We start from the raw sequence: 21,002 nt of genomic DNA on the forward strand, positions 1-21,002 counted from the left end.
GCAGCGTCAGATGTGTCGCAACGGCATCTTCTTCCTGCCGGTTGGCGGGGTGACATTGCCGAACAACGTGCACCTGGACGGTCCTTCGGTCGATGCCAACACCAGCTTCAGGCGGGAGATGGTCGACTCCTATGAGCTGGGCGTGAAAACGCAGTGGGCGGGCAACAGCCTGCTGGTGAACGGCGCCGTGTTCTACCAGGACTACACCAACTTCCAGCTCAACACCTTCACCGGCCTGCAGTTCATCGTGACTTCGATGCCGCAAGTGGTGTCGCAGGGCGTGGACGTGGACTTCGTGTGGTACACGCCGCTCCAGCAGCTGAGCTTCCAGGGTGGCGTGACCTATGCCGACACGACCATCGAGGACTTCGGCGGTCCGGCCAACCTGGCGTTCTTCCGGCCCGAGCGCAAGAACGACACGCTGTCGTTCGCGCCGGAATGGTCGGCGAGCTTGTCGACGACTTACCAGCAGCCGATCGGCAACAGCCTGCAGCTACGCGGCAACATCGGTGTTCGCTACACGTCGGAGTTCAACACGGGCTCCAATCTGGATCCTCGCAAGATCCAGGAGGCGATGACGCTCGTGAATGCGCGCCTGGGCTTCGGCGCGGCGGATGAGAAGTGGATGGTCGAGCTGTGGGCGCTGAACGTGACGGATGAGGAGTACTACCAAGTGCTGTTCGACGCCACGCTGCAGGGCTCGTCGACTGCCGCCAATCGATCCGAGAGCACGCTCAACGGCTTCCTGGGCGCGCCCCGGACGTACGGTCTGACGGCTCGATTCAAGTTCTGATCGGACGCTAAGCTCTCGCAGGAGCAAGGGCGGCTTGTGTAATCAAGCCGCCCTTTTCTTTGCGCTACCATGCGCGGCATGAAACCGCTGCTATCGATAGCTCTGGCGCTGCTCGTCCTCGTTCAGCCGGCCCGCGCCGAGTGGATAGAGCGGGTCGAGGACGGAATCATGGGGACGCGCATCGCCGTGGAGCTGTGGGCGACCGACCGGGCGCAAGGCAACGCTGCCGTCGAAGCGGTACTCGCCGAGATGCGGCGGGTCGATGAGGCGATGAGCACCTACAAGCCGACCAGCGAGCTGTCCATCGTCAATGCCCGCGCCGCGCAGGAGCCGATCAAGATCTCCGGCGAACTGTTCGATCTGCTCACCACCGCGCTCGAGTATTCACGCATCACCGACGGCGCATTCGATATCACTTATGCCAGCGTCGGCTACCTGTACGATTTTCGGAAGCACGTGCGGCCGGATGAGAAACAAATCGCCGCCGCTTTGCCGGGCATCAACTACCGCCACGTCGAGCTGGACAAGAAAAACAGCACCGTGCATTTCGCCCGGCCCGGGGTGCGTATCGATTTAGGCGGCATCGGCAAAGGTCACGCCGTCGATCGCGGCATTGCCATTCTGCAAGCACGCGGCATCGACCACGCGCTGGTGACAGCCGGTGGCGACAGTCGAATCATCGGCGATCGCTTTGGCAACCCGTGGGTGGTCGGCATTCGTCATCCAGATCGCAAGGATCAAGTGATTGCGCGGATTCCACTGGAAGATGCCGCGCTGTCAACGTCGGGCGATTACGAGCGTTATTTCGACGAGAACGGCGTGCGTTACCACCACATCCTCGACCCGAAGACGGGCCGCTCGGCGAGCAAGGTGAGAAGCGCGACGATCATCGGCCCGACGGCCACGCGCACCGATGGACTGTCCAAAACAGCGTTCGTGCTGGGCCCAGAGAAAGCGATCGAAATATACAACCGGCTCGATGATATCGATGCCGTGCTGGTAACGCCGCAAGGCAAAGTCCTCTACACCAAGGGACTGATGCCGCCGGAGCCGGCGGGCAAATAAAAAAGGCCCTCTCGATGGAGAGGGCCTTTTGCTATGAATCACGCGCTCCGACGCTGGAGCGCGATTGAATCACTTCTTGGCCGCGGCCTTCTTCTTCGCGCCGCCGGCCTTCTTCTTCGGCGCGGCAGTTTTCTTGGCGCTCTTCTTGGCAGCAGCAGCCTCGACCTTCTTCGCCTTGGCAGCGGCCTTGTTCTCGGCCTTGGCCTTCTTCTCGGCCTTCTCGGCGTCGGTCTTCACGGTCTTCTTGCTGACACGCTTGGAAGCGGCTTTCTTCTTCGCTGCAGCCTTCTTCTTCGGCGCGGCCTCGTCACCTTCGGTGGACGCGGCTTCTTCAGCGACAGCTTCCGGCTGATCCAGCAACTGCATCAGCGCCATCGGCGCCGCGTCGCCCGGACGCGGGTCCATGCGCAGGATGCGGGTGTAGCCGCCCGGACGCGTCTGGAAACGGGGGCCGAGAGTCTCGAACAGCTTCACGACCACTTCGGCGTCGCGCAGCAGGGAGAACGCACGGCGGCGGTTGGCATCGCTGTCGGCCTTGCCGAGCGTGATCAACGGCTCGACCACACGACGCAACTCTTTCGCCTTCGGCACCGTGGTGCGGATGGTCTCGTGACGCAGCAGGGAAGCTGCCATGTTACGCAGCATCGCCTGGCGATGCGGAGCATTGCGGCTGAGCTGACGGCCAGAAAGTTGGTGACGCATTGTTCTTCAGTCCTTACACAGAACCGGGGCTCACGATGTGAGCCCCGGGCTTAATCTCAGATGACGTCGCGATCGTCGTCGCGTTTCAGGCTGACCGGCGGCCAGTTGTCCAGGCGCATGCCGAGCGACAGGCCGTGGCTCTCCAGGACTTCCTTGATCTCGGTGAGCGACTTCTTGCCGAGGTTCGGAGTGCGCAGCAGCTCCACTTCGGTACGCTGCACCAGGTCGCCGATGTAATGGATGTTCTCGGCCTTCAAGCAGTTCGCGCTGCGAACCGTGAGCTCGAGCTCGTCCACCGGACGCAACAGGATCGGATCGAACTGCTGCTCGGCGGCCTTGGAGGCGCCCTCGTCCTGACCCTGCAGATCCACGAACACCGACAACTGGTCCTTCAGGATCGAGCCGGCGCGGCGGATCGCCTCTTCAGCGTCGATCGTGCCGTTGGTCTCGATGTCCAGGATCAGCTTGTCCAGGTTCGTACGCTGCTCGACACGCGCGCTCTCGACCGTGTAGGTCACGCGGCGGATCGGGCTGAACGACGCATCGAGCTGCAGACGGCCGATGGGGCCGCTGGACTCTTCGAACGTGGCGCGCTGGATTGCCGGACGGTAGCCGCGGCCGCGCTCCACCTTGAGCGTCATATTCAGTTCACCGGCCTTCGTCAGATTCGCGATCACGAGGTCGGTGTTCAGCACTTCCACGTCGTGGTCGAGCTGGATGTCGCCCGCGGTCACGGGGCCCGGGCCCTTCTTGTGGAGGCGCAGCTCGGTCTCTTCACGCGCATTGAGGCGGATTGCGACCTGCTTCAGATTCAACAAAATGTCGACTACGTCTTCCTGGACGCCTTCGATGCTGGTGTACTCATGCAGCACACCGTCGATCTCCGCTTCGGTGATCGCGCAGCCAGGCATGGAGGACAACAGGACGCGGCGCAGGGCGTTACCCAGCGTGTGACCGAAGCCGCGCTCAAACGGCTCGATCACGACCTTCGCCTGCTTGGCGGTCGTGGGAGTCACCTTGACGACACGAGGCTTCAGGAATTCGCCAACGGATGCCTGCATGGACCATTCACCTATCAGGTAAGTGTTGGAAACAGATTAGATATCTGCCCCCAGAGATATGGGCTGGGGGCGGATTTGAAATCCGCCCCCAACGCAAACTTATTTCGAATACAACTCGACCACGAGGTTCTCGTTGATCTCGGGCAGAATCTCTTCGCGGTCGGGCAGCTGCTTGAACGTGCCGGTAAATTTCTTCTCGTCGACCTCAACCCACGCCGGGAAACCGACCTGGGACTTGATCTGCAACGCCGTCTGGATGCGCAACTGCTTCTGCGCCTTGTCGCGGACTGCGATCACATCGCCGGCGCTGACCTGGTACGAAGGGATGTTCACCACTTCGCCATTCACCGAGATCGACTTGTGGCTGACCAGCTGGCGGGCTTCGTTGCGGGTGGCAGCGAATCCCATGCGGTAGACCACGTTGTCGAGCCGGCCTTCGAGCAGCTGCAACAGGATCGAACCCGTCGAGCCGGACTTGCCGGTCGCCTTGACGTAGTAATTACGGAACTGCTTTTCAAGGACGCCGTACATGCGGCGCAGCTTCTGCTTCTCGCGCAGCTGCAGGCCGTAGTCGGACAAACGACCACGACGCTCACCCTTGATGCCACCCGGCGGCACTTCCAGCTTGCACTTCGATTCCAGCGACTTGACGCCGCTCTTCAAGAACAAGTCGGTGCCTTCGCGGCGGGACAGCTTGCACTTCGGACCAAGATAACGAGCCATGCGACTTCCTTAGCGAGGCGTTAGACGCGACGCTTTTTGGGCGGACGGCAGCCGTTGTGCGGGATCGGCGTGACGTCAGAAATGTTGGTGATCTTCAGGCCGCAGGCATTGAGCGCACGGACAGCGGACTCGCGGCCCGGGCCGGGGCCCTTGACGCGCACTTCCACCATCTTCACGCCGTGCTCCTGCGCGGCGGTGCCAGCCTTCTCGGCGGCGACCTGCGCGGCAAACGGCGTGCTCTTACGAGAGCCGCGGAAACCGCAACCACCGCTCGTCGCCCACGACAGGGCGTTGCCCTGACGATCGGTGATCGTGACGATGGTGTTGTTGAACGACGCGTGCACGTGGGCAATCGCATCGGTCACATGCTTTTTGACCTTCTTGCGCGCGCCGCCTTTTGCGCCGCCCTGTTTCTGCTCAGCCATAAATCCTCTGGTTCAGCTGTTACTTGCCGGCCGCGACGTTCATCTTCACCGCCGCCTTACGCGGACCCTTACGGGTGCGGGCGTTGGTGCGCGTGCGCTGACCGCGCATCGGCAGACCGCGACGATGACGGATGCCGCGGTAGCAACCGAGGTCCATCAAGCGCTTGATATTCATCGATACTTCACGGCGCAGGTCGCCTTCGACGGTGAGCTTGCCGATCGCCGAGCGCAGCGCAGCAACCTCTGCGTCGGTGAGGTTCTTCACCAGCGTGTTCTGCTTGACACCCGCGGTGTCGCAGGCCTTCTGAGCCTGGGTGCGGCCGATGCCGTAGATATGTGTGAGGCCAACCCACACATGCTTGTTCATCGGAATGTTGACGCCGGCAATACGAGCCATCTGCGGACTACTCCCCGCGACGAAAAGCGCGGAACTGTAAACTAAAAAACCTAGTTACTCAATGCTTTAAAGACTGGCACCCGCGAGGGATCAGCCCTGGCGCTGCTTATGGCGCGCGTCGGAGCAGATTACGTACACCACGCGGCGGCGGCGCACGACCTTGCAGTTCTTGCAGATCTTCTTGACTGATGCACGGACCTTCATGACTTCACTCCAACTCTTGGATGGGAACAGATTTCAGATCTGTCCCCGCCACAGACTTAACTCGTGGATCCTGGGCGGTTGTAACCGCGCAGGTTGGCCTTCTTCATCAGGCCTTCGTACTGGTGCGACATGAGGTGTGCCGCGACCTGCGCCTGGAAGTCCATGATCACCACCACCATGATCAGCAGCGAGGTACCACCGAAGTAGAACGGCACGCTGAAGCGCGAGATCAAGAACTCCGGCAGCAAGCAGACGATGGTCACGTACAGCGCGCCCCACACCGTCAGCCGCGTCAGCACCTTGTCGATGTATTCGCCGGTCTGCTGACCCGGGCGGATGCCCGGAATGAAAGCGCCCGACTTCTTCAGGTTGTCTGCCGTCTCGCGCGAGTTGAACACCAGCGCGGTATAGAAGAAACAGAAGAAAATGATCAGACCGCCGTACAGGATCATGTGCGCCGGCTGACCCGGGGTCAGCGCCACCGACACGTTCTGCAGCCAGCTGAAGCTACCCGAGGTGCCGCCCCAGCTCGCGATCGTCGCCGGGAACAGCAACAAGCTCGAGGCAAAGATCGGCGGGATCACGCCCGACATGTTCAACTTGAACGGCAGGTGCGTGCGCTGACCGGCGTACATGCGACGGCCCTGCTGGCGCTTCGCGTATTCCACCGTGATGCGACGCTGACCGCGCTCCACGAACACCACGAACGCCGTCACGCCGATCACCATGATGAACAGCACCAGTGCCAGCGCCGGATTCACTTCACCGGTGCGCACCAGTTCCAGCGTGCCGCCGATGGCCGCAGGCAAGCCCGCGACGATGCCGGCCAGAATGATCATCGAAATGCCGTTGCCCAGACCGCGCTCGGTGATCTGCTCGCCCAGCCACATCAGGAACATGGTGCCAGCGACCAGCGTGACCGTAGCCACGAACACGAACTGCGGGCCCGGATTCACCACTACGCCCTGATTCTGGAACGCAATGGCCGCCGAAGCGCCCTGCACTGCCGCCAGAATCACCGTGCCGTAGCGGGTGTACTGCGTCAGCTTGCGCCGACCCGACTCGCCTTCCTTCTTGATCGCCGCCAGCGACGGCACGACCACCGCCATCATCTGAATGATGATGGACGCGGAGATGTAAGGCATGACGCCGAGCGCGAAGATCGACAGTCGCTGCAGTGCGCCGCCCGAGAACATGTTGAAGATGTCCAGGATGGTGCCCTGCTGCTCCTGGAAGAAGCGCGCGAGCGCCACCGGGTCGATGCCCGGAGCGGGAATGAACGTGCCGATGCGATACACGATCAACGCACCCAGCAAGAAGAACAACCGCTGTCGCAGCTCTGCGAAGCGGGTCATCTCGCCGAAGGCGGACAGAGACGCAGCGGTGGCGGGTTTGGTGGCCACGGAGTCCTTGTCGTTCAGTGCTTCGTTACAACCGTCGGAGGCTGCTTACTTAGCAGCCTCGACCACTTCGATCTTGCCGCCGGCAGCTTCCACCGCCGCCTTGGCACCCTTGGTCAGATGCACGCCCTTGATGGTCACGGCGCGGCTGATGCCGCCCGAAGACACGATGCGTGCGCGCTCGGCCGTGGCTGGGACGACGTTCGCCGCCTTCAGCGCATCCAGATCAATGACGTCGGCTTTGACCTTTGCAAGCTCCGACAGGCGCACTTCGGCGACGGTCGGCGCGATCTTGGAGCGGAAGCCGAACTTCGGCAGCCGGCGCTGGATGGGCATCTGGCCGCCTTCGAAGCCGACCTTGTGGTAGCCGCCCTTACGAGCGCGCTGACCCTTCACGCCACGGCCGCAGGTCTTACCCTGGCCGGCGGACGCACCACGACCCACGCGAAGACGCGGCTTCTTGCTGCCCGGAGCGGGCGACATTTCATTGAGGCGCATGATTCAGCCCTTCAACTCTTCGACTTTCAGCAGATGACGCGAGGCGGTCAGCATGCCGCGAATTTCCGGCGTGTCCGCTACGGTCACGGTGTCACGAATACGGCGCAGGCCCAGTCCACGCACGGTGGCGCGATGTGCCTTGAGCTGGCCGAAGACGCTCTTCACGAGCGTGACCTTGTAGCCCTTGTTGCTTGCCATGACGACTTCCTAAATTGGTGCGCGTGGGTGATCGCCCGGCTTACTGGCCGAGGATCTCCTCGACGCTCTTGCCACGCTTCGCCGCGATGTCATCGGGCGACTGCGCGCTGTTCAACGCATTCATCGTGGCGCGCACGATGTTGATCGGATTACGCGAGCCGTAGCTCTTGGCGAGCACGTTACGCACACCGGCACACTCGAACACGGCGCGCATACCGCCACCCGCGATCAAGCCCGTACCGTCGGCGGCCGGCTGCATGAACACGCGCGTCGCGCCGTGACGGCCGTGCACCGCGAAGTGCAGCGTCGCGTTCTTCAGCGATACGGTCGACAGGTTCTTGCGAGCCGCCTGCATCGCCTTCTGGATCGCGACCGGCACTTCACGCGCCTTGCCGTAACCGAAGCCGACCTTGCCGCGTCCGTCGCCGACCACCGTGAGCGCGGTGAAGCCGAACTGGCGACCGCCCTTCACGACTTTCGCGACGCGATTCACCGCAACGAGCTTCTCAATGTACTCGTCGCCCGCCTGGTTCTTTTCAACTCTGGCCATGTGGTGTCTCTCTTAGAATTCCAGACCGTTCTCACGCGCCGCATCGGCCAGCGCCTTGATACGACCGTGGAACTTGAAGCCGGAACGATCGAAGGCCACCTTGGTGATGCCCTTCGCCTTGGCGCGCTCGGCGATTGCTTTGCCGACGGCGGCAGCGGCGATCGCATTGCCGGTGCCCTTCAAACCATCGCGCACGTCCTTCTGCAAGGTCGAGGCGACGGCAAGCACCTTCGACTCGGTGTCGAAGATCTGCGCGTAGATGTGCTGTGACGTGCGATGCACCGACAGCCGCAGAACCTTCAGTTCGCGGATCTTGGCGCGCGCGCGAATCGCGCGGCGCAGTCGTTGAGCATTTTTGTTCATAACTAGTTTCCCGAAATGACCGGTACTCTCTGGCACGACGCCTGAGCCGATATCACTTCTTCTTGGCTTCCTTCAGTTCGATCTTCTCGCCGGCATAGCGCACGCCTTTGCCCTTGTAAGGCTCCGGCGGACGGAACGCGCGGATGTCGGCGCAAACCTGGCCGAGCTTCTGCACGTCCGAACCCTTGACCAGAATTTCGGTCTGGCTCGGCGTTTCGATGGTGATGCCCTCGGGCGCCGTGTAGACGACCGGGTGCGAGAAACCCAACGTGAGGTTCAGGTTCTTGCCCTGGGCAGCGGCGCGGTAACCGACGCCGACGAGCTCGAGCTTGCGCTCGTAACCCTTGCTCACGCCCTCGACGATGTTGGCGAGGTGCGCGCGCGTGGAACCGGCGACCATGTCGGCTTCGCGACCGTCGTTGGCCTTCTCCACCTTGAGCTCGGCGGCATCCTGCACCACTTTCACCAGCTTGCTGTTGAGCGCCAGGCTCAACGTGCCCTTGGCGCCCTTGACGCTGATGTTGTCGGGGCTGATCGTGACGGTCACGCCCTGCGGCACTGGGACCGGCTGTTTAGCTACTCGAGACATTGCTGTGCGTTCCTATCAGGAAACGATGCAGATGACTTCGCCGCCGTGCCCAGCGGCACGCGCCTGGCGATCCGTCATCACGCCCTTGGACGTGGAAACGATGGCGACGCCCAGGCCGCCGAGAATCGACGGCAGCTCGTCCTTGCCCTTGTAGACGCGCAGGCCGGGACGGCTGACGCGCTCGAGGCGGTCGATGACCGGGCGGCCCTGGTAATACTTCAACTGCACCGCCAGGGTTGGCTTGCCTTCCACGTCAGACGCGGAAAAGGTTTTTTTCGATATAGCCTTCGTCCTTCAGCACCTTGGCAATCGCCACCTTCACCTTGGAGGTGGGGGCGTTGATTTCGGTTTTGCCAGAAGACTGCCCGTTACGAATACGGGTCAGGAAGTCGGCGATCGGATCCGTCATGCTCATTTATGCGTGCTCCAGAGGTACCAGCCGTTACCAGCTGGCCTTGCCGAGGCCCGGAATTTCGCCGCGCATGGTCGCTTCGCGCAGCTTGGTGCGGCCCAATCCGAACTTGCGGTAGAAACCGCGCGGACGGCCGGTGATTGCGCAGCGATTACGCAGGCGGCTCTTGCTCGAGTCGCGCGGCAGAGCCTGCAACTGAGCCACAGCAGCTTCGCGTTCCGCCGGCGTGGAAGTCGGCTTGCGAATGATCTCTTTCAGCTTCGCGCGCTTGGCGGCGTAGCGCTTTACCAGCTTCGCACGCTTGTCTTCGCGATTGACCATCGATGTCTTGGCCATAAACCTAGCTCCCGCCGTTACTTGCGGAACGGAAAATTGAACGCTTCCAACAACGCGCGGCCGGACTTGTCGTCCTTGGCGGTCGTGGTGATCGTGATGTCCATGCCGCGGAGCGCATCGATCTGGTCGTATGCGATTTCCGGGAAGATGATCTGTTCTTTGACGCCGAAGTTGTAGTTGCCCTGGCCGTCGAAGGAGCGCGCGCTCACACCGCGGAAGTCGCGGATACGAGGCATCGCGATGCTCACCAGACGATCCAGGAACTCATACATACGCGCGCCACGCAGCGTCACCTTGGCGCCGATCGCCAGACCGTCGCGGACCTTGAAGGTCGCAACCGACTTGCGCGCGCGCGTGACCAGCGGCTTCTGACCGGTGATCTTGGTGAGATCGCCGACCGCGTTGTCCATGATCTTCTTGTCCGCGACCGCTTCGCCGACGCCCATGTTGACCGTGATCTTGGTGATCTTCGGCACTTCCATGACGTTCGCGAGCTGCAAGGTTTCCTTGAGCTGCGCGACGATCGTGTCGCGGTAATACTGTTCGAGTCTTGCCTTAGCCATCTTCGTTTACCTGTGGACCCGCTCCGACGCTTACGCGTCGACGGTTTCCTTGTTGGACTTGAAGAAGCGCACTTTCTTGCCATCGGCGAGCGTACGGATGCCCACGCGATCGGCCTTCTTCGTCACGGGATTCCACAACGCGATGTTGGACAGATCGATCGAGGTTTCTTTCTCGACGATGCCACCCTGCACGTTGCGCTGCGGGTTCGGCTTGGTGTGCCGCTTGACCATGTTGATGCCCTCGACGACCACACGGCCTTCGAGAACTTTGGTCACCGTGCCACGGCGGCCTTTATCACGGCCGGTGGTCACGACGACTTCGTCACCCTTACGAATCTTGTTCATGACCCAACTCTCAAAGAACTTCGGGAGCCAGCGAAATGATCTTCATGAACTGCGCAGTACGCAGCTCGCGAGTCACGGGTCCGAAGATACGGGTGCCCACCGGCTCCAGCTTGTTGGTCAGCAACACCGCAGCGTTGCCATCGAAGCGGATCAGCGAGCCGTCGGCACGACGCACACCGAACTTGGTGCGCACCACCACGGCATCATAGACCTCGCCCTTCTTCACTTTGCCGCGCGGAATGGCATCACGGATGCTGACCTTGATGACATCGCCGACCGTCGCGTAGCGACGCTTCGAGCCGCCGAGCACCTTGATGCACATCAGGCTGCGGGCGCCGCTGTTGTCAGCGGCATTCAACAACGTTTGCATCTGGATCATGGCGCGGCCTCCACGGCTTCAACCTGCACGGCGCGCTGGACGATCTTCACCAGACGCCAGGACTTGTGACGCGACAGCGGGCGGCACTCTTCGATGGCCACGGTGTCGCCTTCACGGCATTCGTTGTTCTCGTCATGAGCGAGATACTGGGTCGAGCGGCGCTGATACTTGCCGTACACAGGGTGCGGCACGTAGCGCTCGACAGCGACCGTGATGGTCTTCTGCATTTTGTTGCTGACGACCTTACCCGTCAGCTGACGCGCAGCCTTGGTCTTCTCGGTGCTCATGGTTACTTACTACCTTTCGCGGCGGCCGCACGGCGCTGTTCGGCAGCCACGGTCTTCAAGCGCGCGATGTTGCGACGGACCTTGCTGAACTGGTCCGGCTTCGCGGCCTGGCCGGTGGCGCGGGCCATGCGGAGATTGAACTGTTCGCGACGCAGCTCCAGCAGCTCTTTCTGCAGATCAGCGGGCGACTTGGCGCGCAATTCTTTAGCGGTGCTCATGTCCTGACTCTCAACCTGCTGACACGTGGCGCGTCACGAACTGCGTGTCCACCGACAGCTTCGACGCCGCCAGGCGGAACGCCTCGCGGGCGATTGCTTCGCTCACGCCTTCCATCTCGAACAACACCTTGCCGGGCTTGATCTTGGCGACGTAGTACTCGACGTTGCCCTTGCCGGAGCCCATTCGGACTTCCAGCGGCTTCTTGGAGATCGGCAGGTCCGGGAACACGCGAATCCACACCTGACCGCCACGCTTCACGTAACGGGTCATGGCACGACGCGCAGCTTCCAGCTCACGCGCGGTCATGCGCGCACGGCTGGTGGCCTTCAGGCCGTATTCGCCGAAGGCGACGTAGTTACCGCTCTGCGCAAGGCCGGCGTTACGGCCCTTGAACGCCTTGCGGTACTTGGTGCGTTTGGGTTGCATCATGTTGGATTACCTCAGGCCGTCGCTTCCGCGCCAGCAGCCTGACCGTCAGCCGTCTCTGCCGGCTGTTCCTGCGTGTTGAACACTTCGCCCTTGAAGATCCACACCTTGACGCCGATGACGCCGTAGTTGGTGCGGGCTTCAGCCAGGCCGTAATCGATGTCCGCGCGCAGCGTGTGCAGCGGAATGCGGCCTTCCCGGTACTGCTCGGTGCGAGCGATTTCTGCGCCGTTCAAGCGACCGGCGACACGCACCTTGATTCCCAGAGCGCCAATGCGCATGGTGTTGGTCACGGCGCGCTTCATGGCGCGACGGAACATCACGCGACGCTCGAGCTGCTGCGCAATGCCTTCGGCAACCAGCATCGCGTCGAGCTCGGGCTTACGGATCTCGGCGATGTTGATGCGCACGTCGGCCGTCGGCATCTTCATCATCTTCGAGACCTGGCCACGCAGCTTCTCGATGTCCTCACCCTTCTTACCAATCACGATGCCGGGACGCGCAGTGTGAATGGTGATATTCACTTTGCGGGCGGCACGCTCGATCTGGATGCGGCTCACCGAAGCTTCAGACAGCTTCTTCTTCAGCAGCTCGCGCACCTGGAAGTCGGTGTACACGTGCGCCGGGAAGTTCTTGCTCGAGGCATACCACTTCGAGGTCCACTCACGGGTGATACCGAGGCGGATGCCGACCGGATTGACTTTTTGACCCATGGCTCTTACTCGCTCTTACCGTCGCCGACCGTCACGATGATGTGACTGTTGCGCTTCCAGATTCGATTGCCGCGGCCCTTGGCACGCGCGTGGAAACGCTTCAGCACGGGGGCGGTGTCGACAGTGACGGTCTGCACCTTCAGCTCGTCCACATCCGCGCTCAGGTTGTTCTCCGCGTTCGCAACGGCGGACTCCAGCACCTTGAGGACCAGACGCGCGCCCTTCTTCGGCGTGAACTTCAGTGTGTTCAACGCGAGGCCCACCGGCTTGCCGCGGACCATGTCCGCGATCAGGCGGCACTTCTGCGGAGAGATGCGCGCGTACTTTAATTTCGCAGCGACTTGCATGCTTACTTCTCCGTCTTCTTGTCGCCCGAGTGACCCTTGAAGGTCCGTGTCGGGGCGAACTCGCCGAGCTTGTGGCCGACCATGTTCTCGGACACGAGCACGGGGATGTGCTGGCGACCGTTATGCACGGCCAGCGTCAGTCCCACCATATCCGGCAGGATCATCGAACGGCGCGACCAGGTCTTGATCGGACGACGATCGTTCTTCTCGGCGGCGACGCGCACCTTCTTGGCGAGGTGCAAGTCGACGAACGGACCTTTCTTTACGGAACGAGGCACGTTGCAATCCTCTTAAGCTCAGTTACGGCGGCGGATAATCATGCCCGCCGTGCGCTTGTTACGACGCGTCTTCTTGCCCTTGGTGTTCCAACCCCATGGGCTCACCGGATGCGGATTACCCTGGCCGGACTTACCTTCACCACCACCGTGCGGGTGATCGACCGGGTTCATGACCACACCACGCACCGTCGGGCGGACGCCGCGCCAACGGATGGCGCCGGCCTTACCGTAGCTGCGCAGGTTGTGTTCGCCGTTAGAAACTTCACCGATGGTCGCGCGGCAGTCGACGTGCACCTTGCGCATTTCGCTGGAGCGCAGGCGGATGGTCGCGTACATGCCTTCGCGAGCGGCCAGCTGGGCGGAGCCGCCGGCGCTGCGAGCGATCTGTGCACCCTTGCCGGGCTTCATCTCGATGCAGTGAATCGTGGTACCGATCGGAATGTGGCGCAGCTGCATCGCGTTGCCAGCCTTGATCGGGGACTCAGCGCCAGACTGCACGACGTCGCCCGGGGCCACGTCTTTCGGCGCGATGATGTAGCGGCGCTCGCCATCCTTGTACAGCACGAGCGCAAGGTGCGCGGTGCGGTTCGGATCGTACTCGATGCGCTCAACTTTACCGGCGATGCCGTCTTTATCGCGCAAGAAGTCGATGACGCGGTACTTCTGCTTGTGACCGCCGCCCTGGTGGCGCACGGTCTGACGGCCGGAGTTGTTACGCGCGCCGGTAGCGTTCTTGTGCGTGACCAGCGAGGTCTCGGGGCCACCCTTATGAAGGTGATCGCGCGAGATCTTGACCTGGAAGCGGCGCCCCGGCGAGGTCGGTTTGGACTTGATCAATGCCATGACTGATATTCCTGATGCTGCCGGTGGGCCGTTAGGCCTCGGTACCGGTCAGGTCAATGCTCTGACCCGGAGCCAGACGCACATAAGCCTTCTTGTAGTCCTGCCGGCGACCGAGCCGCTGGCCGAAGCGCTTCTGCTTGCCGGCGACGTTCACGACGTTCACGTCCGCCACTTTGACTTCGAACATCAACTCGACCGCGGCCTTGATGTCGGTGCTGGTGGCATCGCGACGGACACGGAACACGAATTGATTCGCCGTCTCGGCGATTCGTGCGCTCTTCTCGGACACATGCGGTCCGAGCAGCACGTTCATCAGTTTTTCCTGACTCATGCGAGCCTCTCTTCGAGCAGGCGAACGGCACCGACCGTCGCGAGCACTTGGTCATGACGAGCGAGGCTCAGCGGATCGAGCGCGCTCACCGGCAACACGTCGACATACGGCAGGTTGCGCGAGGCGAGCTCCAACTTCTCGTCGAAGGCCTCGACCAGCACCAACACGTTGTCGCCCTGGTTCAGTTCCTTGAGCTTCTGCACCAACAGCTTGGTCTTCGGTGCTTCCAGCTCGATACCGTTGACCACCTGCAGGCGATCGGTGCGGGCCAGCTGCGACAACATGGCCTGCAGCGCCGCGCGGTACATCTTGCGGTTCACTTTCTGAGAGAAGTCACGCGGCTTGGCAGCGAACGCACGGCCACCGCCCACCCAGATCGGGCTACGGATGGAGCCGGCACGCGCCTGACCGGTGCCCTTCTGACGCCACGGCTTGATGCCGCCGCCGCGCACTTCGGCCTTGGTCTTCTGGGCTTTGGTGCCCGCACGACCCGCCGCCATGTAAGCGACGATGATCTGGTGCACCAGGGATTCGTTGTACTCGCGGGCGAACGTCGTGTCGGAGACCTGGACGTCCTGAGCCTGCGCGCCTTTGCTGATGAGTTTGAGGTTCATGGGCGCCTACTCTTACTTCTTCGCCGGGGCAATGCGCTTGCGGCGCAGCTGCGCAGCAGCCTTGACCGAGGGACGCACGATCACCTGGCTGCCCGGCGCACCCGGGACGGCACCGCGAATCAGGATCAGGTTGCGCTCGGCATCGACGCGCACGACGCTGAGATTCTCGATGGTGCGACGGACCTGGCCCATGTGGCCGGACATGCGCTTGCCCTTGAACACGCGACCCGGGGTCTGACGCTGACCGATAGAACCAGGCGAGCGGTGCGACACGGAAACACCGTGCGTAGCAGGCAGACCGCCGAAGTTGTGACGCTTCATGGTGCCCGCGTAACCCTTACCGATGGTGGTGCCGGTCACGTCGACGACCTGGCCCACTTCGAAATGGTCGACCTTGAACTCGAAGCCCGCAGCGACATCCTTGAAGTCTTCGCCGTTGAGGCGAAACTCGACCAGGTTCTGGCCGGGAGCAACTTTGACTTTGGCGTAGTGGCCCGTCAGGGACTTGTTGGTATGCGACGCCTTGCGATCGCCAACGGCGACCTGCACAGCGCGATAGCCATCGGCCTCGAGCGTACGCACCTGCGTGACGCGGTTCGGCACGGCTTCGATGACGGTCACCGGCACGGTCTCACCCGCTTCAGTGAAGACGCGCGTCATACCCGCCTTTCGACCGACCAGACCTGGGGTCTTGGCAGCGCTCATCGTGATTCCTCGTTAATTACGGCGATACCGCCCGCCCCGGCTCATGACCGGTACGGTGCGACACCGCGCTGATCCAGCGCCTGCGACTACGATTGGCCGCAAGCGGTAAAACAGGTTCTCTGCAGTGAAATCGGCGACGGGAATTCGAGAGGAACGACCAGGGATTCCCTAGTCATGCCGCTCGAGCGGTACCCCGTCAGGGCCAGACCTCGGCGCAAAAGAGGCGCGAATTATAGTCAGCTAAACCGACTTTGCAAGCGCCTCGCTGACTTACGTCAGATTTCCATCCCTGCGGCCGGCAATTCCGGCGTTTCCCTGGTCCGATTTGCCGGCGAAGCCGGCAAATCAACGAAAAGGACCTTGTCGCGCGGGTCACCGGCGCAGCCGGCGACCCGAGCGTCTTAGTTCAACTTGATCTGGACGTCCACGCCGGCCGGCAATTCCAGCTTCATCAGCGCGTCGACGGTCTTGTCCGTCGGGTTCAGGATGTCCATCAGGCGCTTGTGGGTGCGGATCTCGTACTGATCGCGCGCGTCCTTGTCGCCGTGCGGGGAGACCAGCAGGGTGAAGCGCTCCATCTTGGTCGGCAGCGGCACCGGGCCACGCACCGTGGCGCCCGTGCGCTTGGCGGTCTCGACGATTTCACGCGCCGAGTTGTCGATCAGACGGTGATCGAACGCTTTCAGGCGGATGCGGATGTTTTGGTTCGTTGCCATGATTTGTCTCTTGAAACGCCGGCGGGTTGGTCCGCCGGCGCTCGTTAAGAATCGAGTTACTTGATGATCTTGGCGACGACGCCGGCGCCGACCGTTCTGCCACCTTCACGGATGGCGAAGCGCAGGCCCTCTTCCATCGCGATCGGCGCGATCAGCTCGACCACCATCTTGATGTTGTCGCCCGGCATGACCATCTCGACGCCTTCCGGCAGCTCGCACGCGCCGGTCACGTCCGTGGTACGGAAGTAGAACTGCGGACGATAGCCCTTGAAGAACGGCGTGTGACGGCCGCCCTCTTCCTTCGTCAGCACGTACACCTCAGCTTCGAACTGCGTGTGCGGCTTGATCGAACCGGGCTTGCACAGCACCTGGCCGCGCTCCACTTCCTCACGCTTCGTGCCACGCAGCAGCACGCCCACGTTGTCGCCCGCCTGGCCCTGATCCAGCAGCTTGCGGAACATCTCAACGCCCGTGCACGTCGTCTTCTGCGTCGCCTTGATGCCGACGATCTCAACTTCGTCGTTCACCTTCACGATGCCGCGCTCGATACGACCCGTCACCACCGTGCCGCGGCCGGAGATCGAGAACACGTCTTCCACCGGCATCAGGAACGCGCCGTCGACCGCACGCTCCGGCACCGGGATGTACTTGTCCATCTCTTCGACCAGCTTCAGCACCGCCGGCACACCGATCTCGCTCTGATCGCCTTCCAGCGCCTTCAGCGCCGAGCCCTTCACGATCGGCGTGTCATCGCCAGGGAAGTCGTACTTCGACAGCAGCTCGCGCACTTCCATCTCGACCAGTTCCAGCAGCTCGGCGTCATCCACCATGTCCGCCTTGTTCAGGAACACCACGATGTACGGCACGCCGACCTGACGGGCCAGCAGGATGTGCTCGCGCGTCTGCGGCATCGGGCCGTCAGCGGCCGAGCACACCAGAATCGCACCGTCCATCTGGGCGGCGCCGGTGATCATGTTCTTCACGTAGTCGGCGTGGCCCGGGCAGTCCACGTGCGCATAGTGGCGATTGTCCGAGCTGTACTCCACGTGCGAGGTCGCGATCGTGATGCCGCGCGCCTTCTCTTCCGGCGCCTTGTCGATCTGGTCGTACGCCTTGAACTCGCCGCCGTGCTTCTCCGCCATCACCTTCGTCAAAGCGGCCGTCAACGTGGTCTTGCCATGGTCGACGTGACCAATGGTGCCTACGTTTACGTGCGGTTTGGTGCGTTCAAATTTCTCTTTGGCCACGGCGGCGTTCCTCTATATAACTTTCAAAAAATAGCTCAAGTTTGTCTGGCTGCTGGCGAACCCTTTCGCCGTCAGCCCTTCTTGGTAATCACGTTGGCGACGTTCGATGGCACTTCCATGTACTTGGCAAATTCCATCGTGTACGTGGCACGACCCTGGCTCATCGAGCGCATGGACGTGGAGTACTGGAACATCTCGGCCAGCGGCACCTCGGCGGTGACCACCTTGCCGGAGATGGAATCTTCCATGCCGACGATCTGGCCGCGACGGCGGTTCAGGTCGCCCACGATGTCGCCGTAATAATCTTCCGGCGTCACCACTTCCACTTTCATGATGGGCTCGAGAATCACCGGCTTGGCATTCGCCATGGCGTCCTTGAAGGCCATGGAGCCGGCGATCTTGAACGCCATTTCGTTCGAGTCGACGTCGTGATACGAGCCGTCGAACAAGGTCGCCTTCACGTCCACGACCGGGTATCCGGCCAGCACACCGTAGGTGGTGGCTTCCCTGATGCCCTTCTCGACCGCGGGAATGTATTCCTTCGGCACGCTGCCGCCGACGATGGCATTGACGAATTCGAAGCCCTTGCCGGCTTCATTCGGTTCCAGCGTGATCCAGACGTGGCCGTACTGGCCGCGACCGCCGGACTGACGCACGAACTTGCCTTCCTGATCGACCTTGGCGCGGATGGTCTCGCGGTACGCGACCATCGGCTTGCCGACGTTCGCTTCCACCTTGAACTCGCGCTTCATCCGATCGACGATGATTTCCAGGTGCAACTCGCCCATGCCGGCGATGATGGTCTGACCAGACTCCGGGTCGCTCGACAAGCGGAACGACGGATCTTCCTTCGCCAGGCGCTGCAGGGCGAGGCCCATCTTTTCCTGGTCGACCAGCGTCTTGGGCTCGACCGCGACGGAAATCACCGGCTCGGGGAAATCCATCTTCTCCAGCTGGATGGGATGCTCGGGGTCGCACAGCGTATCGCCCGTAATCACATCCTTCAGGCCCACGGCCGCGGCGATATCGCCGGCGCGGACTTCTTTGATCTCGTTGCGATCGTTGGCATGCATCTGCAGCAAGCGGCCGATGCGCTCCTTCTTGCCCTTGCCCGGGTTGCTCACGGTGTCGCCGGAGTTGAGCACACCGGAGTACACACGGAAGAACGTGAGATTGCCGACGAACGGATCGTTGAGGATCTTGAACGCGAGCGCCGAGAACTTCTCCGCGTCGCTGGCCTTGCGCGTGCCTTCCTTGCCATCGGCCAACAGGCCTGTCACCGGCGGCATCTCCACCGGCGAGGGCATGTACTCGATGATGGCATCGAGCATCGCCTGCACGCCTTTGTTCTTGAACGCCGAGCCGCACATGCAAACCACGATCTCGTTGCGAATCGAGCGCTCACGCAGGCCCAGCTTGATCTCGTCTTCGCTGAGCGTGCCCTCTTCGAGGTACTTGTTGAGTAGCGTCTCGTTGGCTTCGGCGGCCGCCTCGATCATCTTGGCGCGCCACTCTTCGCACTGTTCCTGCAGGTCCGCGGGAATCTCGCGGTACTCGAAGCGCGTGCCCTGGGTGGAATCGTCCCACCAGATTTCCTTCATGCGGATCAGATCGACCACGCCGACGAATTTGTCTTCGGCGCCGATCGGCAGCTGAATCGGCACGGCATTGCCGCGCAGGCGCTGCTGGATCTGCTCGACACAACGCAGGAAGTTGGCGCCGGCGCGGTCCATCTTGTTGACGAACGCGATGCGCGGCACTTCGTACTTGTTCATCTGCCGCCAGACCGTTTCGGACTGCGGCTGCACGCCGGCCACCGCACAGAACACGGCGACGGCGCTATCGAGCACGCGCAGGCTGCGCTCGACTTCGATGGTGAAGTCGACGTGGCCCGGGGTGTCGATGATGTTGATGCGATGTTCGGGGAAGTTGCTTTCCATCCCCTTCCAAAAACAGGTCGTTGCCGCGGCGGTAATGGTGATGCCGCGCTCCTGCTCCTGTTCCATGTAGTCCATGACAGCTGCGCCGTCATGCACTTCACCGATTTTGTGCGATACGCCCGTGTAAAAAAGAATGCGCTCGGTCGTCGTCGTCTTGCCCGCGTCAATGTGGGCAGAGATGCCGATGTTCCGATAGCGTTCGATGGGCGTAGTACGTGCCACAGTGGTCTCTTGAGGTTTGCGAAAGATGGGTCGCGAGTGCGACTTTCATCGTTCGCACTCCGTTTACCAGCGGTAGTGAGCGAACGCCTTGTTCGCTTCTGCCATACGGTGCGTGTCTTCACGCTTGCGCACGGCTGAACCGCGGTTCTCAGAAGCATCCAGCAGCTCGGCCGCGAGGCGTTGCGCCATCGACTTCTCGCTGCGCGCCGAGGCGGCCTCGATCAACCAGCGCATGGCCAATGTCTGGCGGCGGGCCGAGCGAACTTCAACGGGCACCTGGTAGGTGGCGCCACCGACGCGGCGGCTCTTCACCTCGACCGTGGGCTTCACGTTGTCCAGCGCCTGCGTCAGCAGTTCGATCGACTGCTCGTTGGGCTTGCCAGTCTTCTCGGTGATGCGATCGACCGCTCCATACACGATCTTTTCCGCGACCGACTTCTTGCCGCGCTCCATGACCATGTTGACGAACTTGGCCAGCAGCAGGCTGTTGAACCGCGGGTCGGGGAGAATCGTGCGGGTCGGGGCCGAGGCTCTACGAGACATGAGGTGCTACCTTCACAAAATTTCGTTTTGCACGCGTTTAGCGCGTGCATGGATAAGTGCGCCGGTTATTTCTTCGGGCGCTTTGCGCCGTACTTGGAACGGCCCTGACGGCGGTCATTGACGCCCGCGCAGTCCAGGGTGCCGCGCACCGTGTGGTAGCGCACGCCCGGGAGGTCTTTCACACGACCGCCGCGGATCAGCACCACCGAGTGTTCCTGCAGGTTGTGGCCTTCGCCGCCGATGTAGCTGATGACCTCGAAGCCGTTGGTCAGGCGCACCTTGGCGACCTTACGCAGGGCGGAGTTCGGCTTTTTCGGCGTCGTGGTGTACACGCGCGTGCAAACGCCACGCTTCTGCGGGCAGGCAGCGAGCGCGGGCACCTTCGTCTTGTAATTCGGCGATGAGCGCGGCTTACGGACGAGCTGACTGATACTGGCCATAACCTAATGATTCCTAGAGAGAACACGAAGCCGCCTAGCTCATCGCTAAAGGCGGCCTAAGTAAATTCGGGTGACTGGCGGGCGGAAGATGGTCGGCGCCGGCCTAATCAAAGGCGCGGGATTGTAGG

32 protein-coding genes and 2 pseudogenes are annotated in these 21,002 nt (G+C 62.1%); 2 read left to right on the top strand and 32 right to left on the bottom strand.

Annotated features, from left to right (window positions below; all coding sequences use genetic code 11):
- Together D0550_RS09385 and D0550_RS09390 are read left to right on the top strand one after the other, a co-directional pair.
- On the top strand, positions 1 to 793 hold a 793-nt coding region (locus tag D0550_RS09385; protein WP_116808869.1), incomplete at its 5' end, for a TonB-dependent receptor domain-containing protein.
- A gap of 78 nt (positions 794 to 871) precedes the next feature.
- Entirely contained in the window at positions 872 to 1,858 is a 987-nt protein-coding gene (locus D0550_RS09390; RefSeq protein ID WP_116808931.1) for an FAD:protein FMN transferase, read from the top strand.
- 300 nt (positions 1,859 to 2,158) lie between these two features.
- Here the strand turns inward: D0550_RS09390 and rplQ are convergent.
- The 32 genes and pseudogenes from rplQ to rpsL all read right to left on the bottom strand — a co-directional run.
- A pseudogene (gene rplQ, locus D0550_RS35890) lies at positions 2,159 to 2,560 on the bottom strand (50S ribosomal protein L17); the annotation flags it as partial.
- Positions 2,561 to 2,616: 56 nt separating this feature from the next.
- A complete protein-coding gene (locus tag D0550_RS09400) occupies positions 2,617 to 3,621 on the bottom strand; it encodes a DNA-directed RNA polymerase subunit alpha (protein ID WP_116808871.1) in 1,005 nt (334 codons plus the stop codon).
- A gap of 99 nt (positions 3,622 to 3,720) precedes the next feature.
- Positions 3,721 to 4,344 carry a 30S ribosomal protein S4 gene (rpsD, locus tag D0550_RS09405; RefSeq protein WP_116808872.1) on the bottom strand — a complete coding sequence of 208 codons (624 nt, stop codon included), beginning with the start codon at positions 4,342 to 4,344 and terminating at the stop codon, positions 3,721 to 3,723.
- 20 nt (positions 4,345 to 4,364) lie between these two features.
- Positions 4,365 to 4,769, bottom strand: coding sequence for a 30S ribosomal protein S11 (gene rpsK, locus D0550_RS09410; RefSeq protein WP_116808873.1), 405 nt, complete (start codon positions 4,767 to 4,769; stop codon positions 4,365 to 4,367).
- A 19-nt stretch (positions 4,770 to 4,788) separates the two neighbouring features.
- On the bottom strand, positions 4,789 to 5,166 hold the full coding sequence (rpsM, locus tag D0550_RS09415; protein ID WP_116808874.1) for a 30S ribosomal protein S13: 378 nt from the start codon (positions 5,164 to 5,166) through the stop codon (positions 4,789 to 4,791).
- A gap of 90 nt (positions 5,167 to 5,256) precedes the next feature.
- On the bottom strand, positions 5,257 to 5,370 hold the full coding sequence (gene rpmJ, locus D0550_RS09420; RefSeq protein ID WP_116808875.1) for a 50S ribosomal protein L36: 114 nt from the start codon (positions 5,368 to 5,370) through the stop codon (positions 5,257 to 5,259).
- Positions 5,371 to 5,426: 56 nt separating this feature from the next.
- Positions 5,427 to 6,725, bottom strand: coding sequence for a preprotein translocase subunit SecY (gene secY, locus D0550_RS09425; RefSeq protein ID WP_116808933.1), 1,299 nt, complete (start codon positions 6,723 to 6,725; stop codon positions 5,427 to 5,429).
- Between the two features lie 93 nt (positions 6,726 to 6,818).
- Positions 6,819 to 7,268, bottom strand: a complete 450-nt coding sequence (rplO, locus tag D0550_RS09430) for a 50S ribosomal protein L15 (RefSeq protein ID WP_116808876.1) — start codon at positions 7,266 to 7,268, stop codon at positions 6,819 to 6,821.
- A 3-nt stretch (positions 7,269 to 7,271) separates the two neighbouring features.
- Positions 7,272 to 7,466 carry a 50S ribosomal protein L30 gene (rpmD, locus tag D0550_RS09435; RefSeq protein ID WP_116808877.1) on the bottom strand — a complete coding sequence of 65 codons (195 nt, stop codon included), beginning with the start codon at positions 7,464 to 7,466 and terminating at the stop codon, positions 7,272 to 7,274.
- A gap of 40 nt (positions 7,467 to 7,506) precedes the next feature.
- On the bottom strand, positions 7,507 to 8,016 hold the full coding sequence (rpsE, locus tag D0550_RS09440) for a 30S ribosomal protein S5 (RefSeq protein WP_116808878.1): 510 nt from the start codon (positions 8,014 to 8,016) through the stop codon (positions 7,507 to 7,509).
- A 12-nt stretch (positions 8,017 to 8,028) separates the two neighbouring features.
- Positions 8,029 to 8,379 carry a 50S ribosomal protein L18 gene (gene rplR / locus D0550_RS09445; RefSeq protein ID WP_116808879.1) on the bottom strand — a complete coding sequence of 117 codons (351 nt, stop codon included), beginning with the start codon at positions 8,377 to 8,379 and terminating at the stop codon, positions 8,029 to 8,031.
- Positions 8,380 to 8,431: 52 nt separating this feature from the next.
- Positions 8,432 to 8,968 (bottom strand): 50S ribosomal protein L6, encoded by a 537-nt coding sequence (gene rplF, locus D0550_RS09450; RefSeq protein WP_116808880.1) that lies wholly within the window; start codon positions 8,966 to 8,968, stop codon positions 8,432 to 8,434.
- 15 nt (positions 8,969 to 8,983) lie between these two features.
- Positions 8,984 to 9,383, bottom strand: a pseudogene (rpsH, locus tag D0550_RS09455) (30S ribosomal protein S8).
- Positions 9,384 to 9,410: 27 nt separating this feature from the next.
- Positions 9,411 to 9,716: a 30S ribosomal protein S14 gene (gene rpsN / locus D0550_RS09460; RefSeq protein WP_116808881.1), complete on the bottom strand. Its 306-nt coding sequence runs from the start codon at positions 9,714 to 9,716 to the stop codon at positions 9,411 to 9,413.
- A 17-nt stretch (positions 9,717 to 9,733) separates the two neighbouring features.
- Positions 9,734 to 10,279: a 50S ribosomal protein L5 gene (gene rplE, locus D0550_RS09465; RefSeq protein WP_116808882.1), complete on the bottom strand. Its 546-nt coding sequence runs from the start codon at positions 10,277 to 10,279 to the stop codon at positions 9,734 to 9,736.
- A gap of 30 nt (positions 10,280 to 10,309) precedes the next feature.
- Positions 10,310 to 10,624, bottom strand: a complete 315-nt coding sequence (gene rplX, locus D0550_RS09470; RefSeq protein WP_116808883.1) for a 50S ribosomal protein L24 — start codon at positions 10,622 to 10,624, stop codon at positions 10,310 to 10,312.
- Positions 10,625 to 10,634: 10 nt separating this feature from the next.
- Positions 10,635 to 11,003: a 50S ribosomal protein L14 gene (gene rplN, locus D0550_RS09475; protein WP_116808884.1), complete on the bottom strand. Its 369-nt coding sequence runs from the start codon at positions 11,001 to 11,003 to the stop codon at positions 10,635 to 10,637.
- Entirely contained in the window at positions 11,000 to 11,290 is a 291-nt protein-coding gene (gene rpsQ, locus D0550_RS09480) for a 30S ribosomal protein S17 (RefSeq protein WP_116808885.1), read from the bottom strand. Before rpsQ ends, rplN begins: the two co-directional genes overlap by 4 nt.
- Before the next feature lie 2 nt (positions 11,291 to 11,292).
- Positions 11,293 to 11,508 (bottom strand): 50S ribosomal protein L29, encoded by a 216-nt coding sequence (rpmC, locus tag D0550_RS09485; RefSeq protein ID WP_116808887.1) that lies wholly within the window; start codon positions 11,506 to 11,508, stop codon positions 11,293 to 11,295.
- A gap of 10 nt (positions 11,509 to 11,518) precedes the next feature.
- The gene (gene rplP, locus D0550_RS09490) at positions 11,519 to 11,938 is read right to left on the bottom strand and encodes a 50S ribosomal protein L16 (protein WP_116808889.1); all 420 of its coding nucleotides are present in this window, start codon (positions 11,936 to 11,938) and stop codon (positions 11,519 to 11,521) included.
- Between the two features lie 11 nt (positions 11,939 to 11,949).
- Positions 11,950 to 12,648 carry a 30S ribosomal protein S3 gene (gene rpsC, locus D0550_RS09495; protein ID WP_116808891.1) on the bottom strand — a complete coding sequence of 233 codons (699 nt, stop codon included), beginning with the start codon at positions 12,646 to 12,648 and terminating at the stop codon, positions 11,950 to 11,952.
- 5 nt (positions 12,649 to 12,653) lie between these two features.
- Positions 12,654 to 12,995: a 50S ribosomal protein L22 gene (rplV, locus tag D0550_RS09500; RefSeq protein ID WP_116808892.1), complete on the bottom strand. Its 342-nt coding sequence runs from the start codon at positions 12,993 to 12,995 to the stop codon at positions 12,654 to 12,656.
- 2 nt (positions 12,996 to 12,997) lie between these two features.
- Positions 12,998 to 13,273 (bottom strand): 30S ribosomal protein S19, encoded by a 276-nt coding sequence (rpsS, locus tag D0550_RS09505; RefSeq protein ID WP_116808894.1) that lies wholly within the window; start codon positions 13,271 to 13,273, stop codon positions 12,998 to 13,000.
- 18 nt (positions 13,274 to 13,291) lie between these two features.
- Positions 13,292 to 14,116, bottom strand: coding sequence for a 50S ribosomal protein L2 (gene rplB, locus D0550_RS09510; protein ID WP_116808895.1), 825 nt, complete (start codon positions 14,114 to 14,116; stop codon positions 13,292 to 13,294).
- A gap of 31 nt (positions 14,117 to 14,147) precedes the next feature.
- Positions 14,148 to 14,447 (bottom strand): 50S ribosomal protein L23, encoded by a 300-nt coding sequence (rplW, locus tag D0550_RS09515; RefSeq protein ID WP_116808896.1) that lies wholly within the window; start codon positions 14,445 to 14,447, stop codon positions 14,148 to 14,150.
- Complete coding sequence (rplD, locus tag D0550_RS09520) at positions 14,444 to 15,061, bottom strand: 50S ribosomal protein L4 (RefSeq protein ID WP_116808898.1); 618 nt, start codon at positions 15,059 to 15,061, stop codon at positions 14,444 to 14,446. Before rplD ends, rplW begins: the two co-directional genes overlap by 4 nt.
- 12 nt (positions 15,062 to 15,073) lie before the next feature.
- Positions 15,074 to 15,766 (bottom strand): 50S ribosomal protein L3, encoded by a 693-nt coding sequence (gene rplC / locus D0550_RS09525; RefSeq protein WP_116808900.1) that lies wholly within the window; start codon positions 15,764 to 15,766, stop codon positions 15,074 to 15,076.
- A gap of 401 nt (positions 15,767 to 16,167) precedes the next feature.
- The gene (gene rpsJ / locus D0550_RS09530; RefSeq protein ID WP_066919304.1) at positions 16,168 to 16,482 is read right to left on the bottom strand and encodes a 30S ribosomal protein S10; all 315 of its coding nucleotides are present in this window, start codon (positions 16,480 to 16,482) and stop codon (positions 16,168 to 16,170) included.
- Between the two features lie 56 nt (positions 16,483 to 16,538).
- A complete protein-coding gene (gene tuf / locus D0550_RS09535; RefSeq protein WP_116808901.1) occupies positions 16,539 to 17,729 on the bottom strand; it encodes an elongation factor Tu in 1,191 nt (396 codons plus the stop codon).
- Between the two features lie 71 nt (positions 17,730 to 17,800).
- Positions 17,801 to 19,891, bottom strand: a complete 2,091-nt coding sequence (gene fusA, locus D0550_RS09540; RefSeq protein ID WP_116808903.1) for an elongation factor G — start codon at positions 19,889 to 19,891, stop codon at positions 17,801 to 17,803.
- 63 nt (positions 19,892 to 19,954) lie between these two features.
- Positions 19,955 to 20,434, bottom strand: a complete 480-nt coding sequence (gene rpsG, locus D0550_RS09545; protein WP_116808904.1) for a 30S ribosomal protein S7 — start codon at positions 20,432 to 20,434, stop codon at positions 19,955 to 19,957.
- A 65-nt stretch (positions 20,435 to 20,499) separates the two neighbouring features.
- Positions 20,500 to 20,874 carry a 30S ribosomal protein S12 gene (gene rpsL / locus D0550_RS09550; RefSeq protein WP_116808905.1) on the bottom strand — a complete coding sequence of 125 codons (375 nt, stop codon included), beginning with the start codon at positions 20,872 to 20,874 and terminating at the stop codon, positions 20,500 to 20,502.
- Positions 20,875 to 21,002 lie beyond the last annotated feature (128 nt).

The organism is Steroidobacter cummioxidans, assembly GCF_003104955.1.

What these genes read in the sequence shown, in the direction of transcription:
- rplX (WP_116808883.1), bottom strand. Translation starts at nt 10,624, where the DNA reads ATGAACAAGATTCGTAAGGGTGACGAAGTCGTCGTGACCACCGGCCGT.
- rpsQ (WP_116808885.1), bottom strand. Translation starts at nt 11,290, where the DNA reads ATGAGCACCGAGAAGACCAAGGCTGCGCGTCAGCTGACGGGTAAGGTC.
- rpsK (WP_116808873.1), bottom strand. Translation starts at nt 4,769, where the DNA reads ATGGCTGAGCAGAAACAGGGCGGCGCAAAAGGCGGCGCGCGCAAGAAG.
- rpsD (WP_116808872.1), bottom strand. Translation starts at nt 4,344, where the DNA reads ATGGCTCGTTATCTTGGTCCGAAGTGCAAGCTGTCCCGCCGCGAAGGC.
- rplN (WP_116808884.1), bottom strand. Translation starts at nt 11,003, where the DNA reads ATGATCCAGATGCAAACGTTGTTGAATGCCGCTGACAACAGCGGCGCC.
- rpsM (WP_116808874.1), bottom strand. Translation starts at nt 5,166, where the DNA reads ATGGCTCGTATTGCCGGCGTCAACATTCCGATGAACAAGCATGTGTGG.
- rplC (WP_116808900.1), bottom strand. Translation starts at nt 15,766, where the DNA reads ATGAGCGCTGCCAAGACCCCAGGTCTGGTCGGTCGAAAGGCGGGTATG.
- rpsG (WP_116808904.1), bottom strand. Translation starts at nt 20,434, where the DNA reads ATGTCTCGTAGAGCCTCGGCCCCGACCCGCACGATTCTCCCCGACCCG.
- rplP (WP_116808889.1), bottom strand. Translation starts at nt 11,938, where the DNA reads ATGATGCAACCCAAACGCACCAAGTACCGCAAGGCGTTCAAGGGCCGT.
- rplR (WP_116808879.1), bottom strand. Translation starts at nt 8,379, where the DNA reads ATGAACAAAAATGCTCAACGACTGCGCCGCGCGATTCGCGCGCGCGCC.
- rplF (WP_116808880.1), bottom strand. Translation starts at nt 8,968, where the DNA reads ATGTCTCGAGTAGCTAAACAGCCGGTCCCAGTGCCGCAGGGCGTGACC.
- rplW (WP_116808896.1), bottom strand. Translation starts at nt 14,447, where the DNA reads ATGAGTCAGGAAAAACTGATGAACGTGCTGCTCGGACCGCATGTGTCC.
- rpmD (WP_116808877.1), bottom strand. Translation starts at nt 7,466, where the DNA reads ATGGCAAGCAACAAGGGCTACAAGGTCACGCTCGTGAAGAGCGTCTTC.
- rpsN (WP_116808881.1), bottom strand. Translation starts at nt 9,716, where the DNA reads ATGGCCAAGACATCGATGGTCAATCGCGAAGACAAGCGTGCGAAGCTG.
- rplD (WP_116808898.1), bottom strand. Translation starts at nt 15,061, where the DNA reads ATGAACCTCAAACTCATCAGCAAAGGCGCGCAGGCTCAGGACGTCCAG.
- rpmC (WP_116808887.1), bottom strand. Translation starts at nt 11,508, where the DNA reads ATGAGCACCGCTAAAGAATTGCGCGCCAAGTCGCCCGCTGATCTGCAG.
- D0550_RS09390 (WP_116808931.1), top strand. Translation starts at nt 872, where the DNA reads ATGAAACCGCTGCTATCGATAGCTCTGGCGCTGCTCGTCCTCGTTCAG.
- rpsL (WP_116808905.1), bottom strand. Translation starts at nt 20,874, where the DNA reads ATGGCCAGTATCAGTCAGCTCGTCCGTAAGCCGCGCTCATCGCCGAAT.
- rplO (WP_116808876.1), bottom strand. Translation starts at nt 7,268, where the DNA reads ATGCGCCTCAATGAAATGTCGCCCGCTCCGGGCAGCAAGAAGCCGCGT.
- rplE (WP_116808882.1), bottom strand. Translation starts at nt 10,279, where the DNA reads ATGGCTAAGGCAAGACTCGAACAGTATTACCGCGACACGATCGTCGCG.
- rpmJ (WP_116808875.1), bottom strand. Translation starts at nt 5,370, where the DNA reads ATGAAGGTCCGTGCATCAGTCAAGAAGATCTGCAAGAACTGCAAGGTC.
- rpsJ (WP_066919304.1), bottom strand. Translation starts at nt 16,482, where the DNA reads ATGGCAACGAACCAAAACATCCGCATCCGCCTGAAAGCGTTCGATCAC.
- rplV (WP_116808892.1), bottom strand. Translation starts at nt 12,995, where the DNA reads ATGCAAGTCGCTGCGAAATTAAAGTACGCGCGCATCTCTCCGCAGAAG.
- D0550_RS09400 (WP_116808871.1), bottom strand. Translation starts at nt 3,621, where the DNA reads ATGCAGGCATCCGTTGGCGAATTCCTGAAGCCTCGTGTCGTCAAGGTG.
- secY (WP_116808933.1), bottom strand. Translation starts at nt 6,725, where the DNA reads ATGACCCGCTTCGCAGAGCTGCGACAGCGGTTGTTCTTCTTGCTGGGT.
- rpsC (WP_116808891.1), bottom strand. Translation starts at nt 12,648, where the DNA reads ATGGGTCAAAAAGTCAATCCGGTCGGCATCCGCCTCGGTATCACCCGT.
- rplB (WP_116808895.1), bottom strand. Translation starts at nt 14,116, where the DNA reads ATGGCATTGATCAAGTCCAAACCGACCTCGCCGGGGCGCCGCTTCCAG.
- rpsE (WP_116808878.1), bottom strand. Translation starts at nt 8,016, where the DNA reads ATGGCCAGAGTTGAAAAGAACCAGGCGGGCGACGAGTACATTGAGAAG.